At 65.5% G+C, this 2,992-nt stretch carries 3 protein-coding genes; all 3 read left to right on the top strand.

Annotated features, from left to right (window positions below; genetic code table 11):
- Window positions 1-222 precede the first annotated feature (222 nt).
- Window positions 223-660, top strand: coding sequence for an Rrf2 family transcriptional regulator (locus tag VGD20_RS09285; protein WP_331134168.1), 438 nt, complete (start codon window positions 223-225; stop codon window positions 658-660).
- 485 nt (window positions 661-1,145) lie between these two features.
- On the top strand, window positions 1,146-1,514 hold the full coding sequence (locus VGD20_RS09280) for a BlaI/MecI/CopY family transcriptional regulator (RefSeq protein WP_331134167.1): 369 nt from the start codon (window positions 1,146-1,148) through the stop codon (window positions 1,512-1,514).
- A partial coding sequence (locus tag VGD20_RS09275) for a M56 family metallopeptidase (protein WP_331134166.1) occupies window positions 1,511-2,992 on the top strand: 1,482 nt, incomplete at its 3' end. The genes VGD20_RS09280 and VGD20_RS09275, both read left to right, overlap by 4 nt.

Below are 2,992 nucleotides of genomic sequence, written 5' to 3'. Positions count from 1 at the left end.
CCAGTCGTCCACCGCGGCGTTGAACAGCGGGCCGATATCGGCGTCGGCGCGCACGCGGGCATAAAAGGCCGGGATCAGGCGCTCGAGCGCGGCTTCATCGATCTGGTCGTCCTGTGTCACGACTCGCTCCAATCATGTATTTAAAGCGCATGTATGATCGAAATTTGAAACATGCAACAAAAATACATATTATAGAGCGGCCGAAATTTTCGAAGGATCAGGATGCGCCTGACGCGCTACACCGACTATGCGATGCGCGTGCTCCTCTATGCGGGCGCGCAGGACGAGACGCGGCTGAGCCCGATCTCGGAAATCTCGCGCGCTTACGGCATTTCGCAGAACCATCTGATGAAGGTCGTCAACGATCTGGTGAACGCCGGCTATCTCGAAAGCGTGCGCGGACGCTTCGGCGGAATCCGGCTGGCGCGACCCGCCGAAGAGATCAATGTCGGCGCGGTGGTACGCCATACCGAAGAAGGGTTCGACCTTGTCGATTGCGGCAGCTGCATCATCGCGCCCGCGTGCGGGCTGACCGGCGCGCTTGCCGAGGCGCTGGCGGCGTTCATGAAAGTGCTTGACGGCTACAGCCTGGCCGACCTGCTCGCCAAGCGCGCGAATTTTGCCGCGTTGTTCGGCGTTCCGGAAATTTCGAAAGGCTGAAAAGCGTCCGGGGGGCGGGGCCTTTCGGCCGCTCCGCCCCCCGTCTGCATCGGGGGCAAGTGGGGATTTCCCGGGTGGGGGCAGGGGACATCAGGGACCAGACTGATGCCCCCCACCGCTCCATTGAGCGGAACACTCGGGAACAACCGATACCATACAAGGGCCGTGCCAGTTTGCGTTGCACGCTGATTTCGGCGCGACACGCTGGTTAGCGATTTCTTACCGTCGAACTAGTGTGTCAAAAATTCCGACACATGCAATCCTCCCTGTGCCGAAGGCATGGGGAGGGGGACCGCCGCGAAGCGGCGGTGGAGGGGCGTGACGGTTGCAATTCGCCCCTCCGTCAGCGCTCCGCGCTGCCACCTCCCCATCGCTGCGCGACAGGGAGGATTGAAACGAGGTTCAGCTTCGTTCAGGAAGCGTTCAGCCCATTGACTACATTTGTAGTCGCATCATAGTCGACGACGCCAATGGGAGGGGTCCGCATGGCAGAACGAGCAAGCGAATCGGAGATGCAGGTGCTGTCGGCACTGTGGGATGAAGCCCCGCAGACCGCCGCCGACCTGACTTCGCGCATCGGCAAGATCAATGGCTGGACGCAGGCAACGGTGAAGACCCTGCTTGCACGGCTGGTCCAGAAGGGCGCCGTCACCGCAGAGGCCGATGGCCGGCGTTACCTCTATAGTCCGGCGGTCGAGCGTGCCGACGCCGTCGGCGAGGAATCGCAGCGCTTCGTCGACCGGCTGTTCGGCGGCCGTGTCAGCCCGCTGATCGCGCATCTCGCCGATCGCGAGGCGCTGTCGGACACCGACATCGCCGAAATCGAGGCTTTGCTGAGGAAGCTCAAGTCATGAGCGCCGCGACCATGTTGCAGCTGTGGAGCGACACGATGCTCACCACCGCGATCCTCGTCGTTGCGATCCTCGTGATCCGCAAGCCGTTTGCCCGCCATTTCGGTCCGCGCCTGACCTATAGTTTGTGGCTGATTCCCGCACTGCGGCTGGTGCTGCCGCCGCTGCCCTTCGCCGATCCGGCACCCGCCACGGTGGCCGTCGCCGATGCCGGGGCGGCCATGATGGTCCCGGTCGACGCCGCCATCGCTGCTGCACCATCCTCCGCATGGTCGCTCGTCGACGCCGTGCCTTATCTTGTCCTGGTGTGGGCGGCCGGCATGGTTGTCGTGCTCGCCATGGCGCTGCTGTCGCACCATCGCTTTCGTGCCGCCGTGCTCTTCGAAGCGGTCGAACTCGAGCCGATCGGTTCGATCCGCCTCGTCATGACCGACGCGGTCGACGGTCCGGTCGCCTTCGGTCTGTGGCGGCGGTTCGTCGCGGTGCCGCGCGATTTCTTTGCGCGCTATATTGCCGAAGAGCGCGCGCTCGCGATCGATCACGAACTGGCGCACCACCGTCACGGCGATTTGTGGGCGAATGCTGCGGCGCTCGTGCTGCTCGCGTCGCAATGGTTCAATCCCTTCGCCTGGCGGGCGATCCGTGCCTTTCGTTTCGACCAGGAAGCCGCGTGCGATGCGCGCGTGCTGACGATGGCCGATCAGGACATGCGAGGCGCCCGCACCGCCCGCTACGCGACCGCGATCGCCAAGGCGGCGGTCGGCTCGCGGCTTTCACTCGCGGCGCCGATGGCGGTCCACGACAATCTTCAGGAGAGGCTGACGATGTTGTTGCAACAGGATATTTCGAAGAAGCGCAGCCTGGTTGGCCGGCTGCTGATCGGCGGTGCGACGCTGGTGGTGCTCGGCGCGACCGCGACGCTTGTCCCCGCAGGCGTCGCCGCGGCGAGCGCCCGGTCCGCGGAGATAATCGAACCGCCCGCACCGCCGCTGCCGCCCGAAGCACCCGAAGCCGGTCCCGGCGTTACGGTCTCCGCTACCGCCGACGAAGACGTCACCGAAAGGAGCTGGACCTCCGCGGATGGCAAGAGGCGCGAAGTGCATCGCATCGTCATCCGCCGCGATGGCGACAGCGACGGCAAGGCGAAGACGGTCGTGTTCGCACCCGCCGACGGCAAGGCGCCCAAGGCCCGCCACTTCGAATTCCGGACCGCCGGCGACCTGTCGCGCGATGATGTGCTCGCGACGCTGAAGGAGCAGGGGGTCACCGGCAAGCAGGCCGATGCGATCGCCGACAAGCTGGAAGCGAAGCGCAAGGAACGGATCCGTACCGCGCTGGCGCCGGTCCCGCCGATGCCGCCGATGCCCCCCAGACCGCCGATAGCGCCCAGGCCGCCGATGGCGCCCACGGCATGGGCACCGGCGCACGGGCATTCGGCAGCGGTCGTGCGCTGCGGAGCGGGCAAGACGGCGCCGACGGTC

Source organism: Sphingopyxis sp. (genome assembly GCF_036402335.1).
Taxonomy (GTDB): domain Bacteria; phylum Pseudomonadota; class Alphaproteobacteria; order Sphingomonadales; family Sphingomonadaceae; genus Sphingopyxis.
The sequence above is the reverse complement of the archived record's forward strand: the minus strand, read 5'-3'. Positions and strand labels throughout refer to the sequence as shown.

Coding starts and splice junctions, on each gene's coding strand:
- VGD20_RS09285 (WP_331134168.1), top strand. CDS start 223: ATGCGCCTGACGCGCTACACCGACTATGCGATGCGCGTGCTCCTCTAT.
- VGD20_RS09280 (WP_331134167.1), top strand. CDS start 1,146: ATGGCAGAACGAGCAAGCGAATCGGAGATGCAGGTGCTGTCGGCACTG.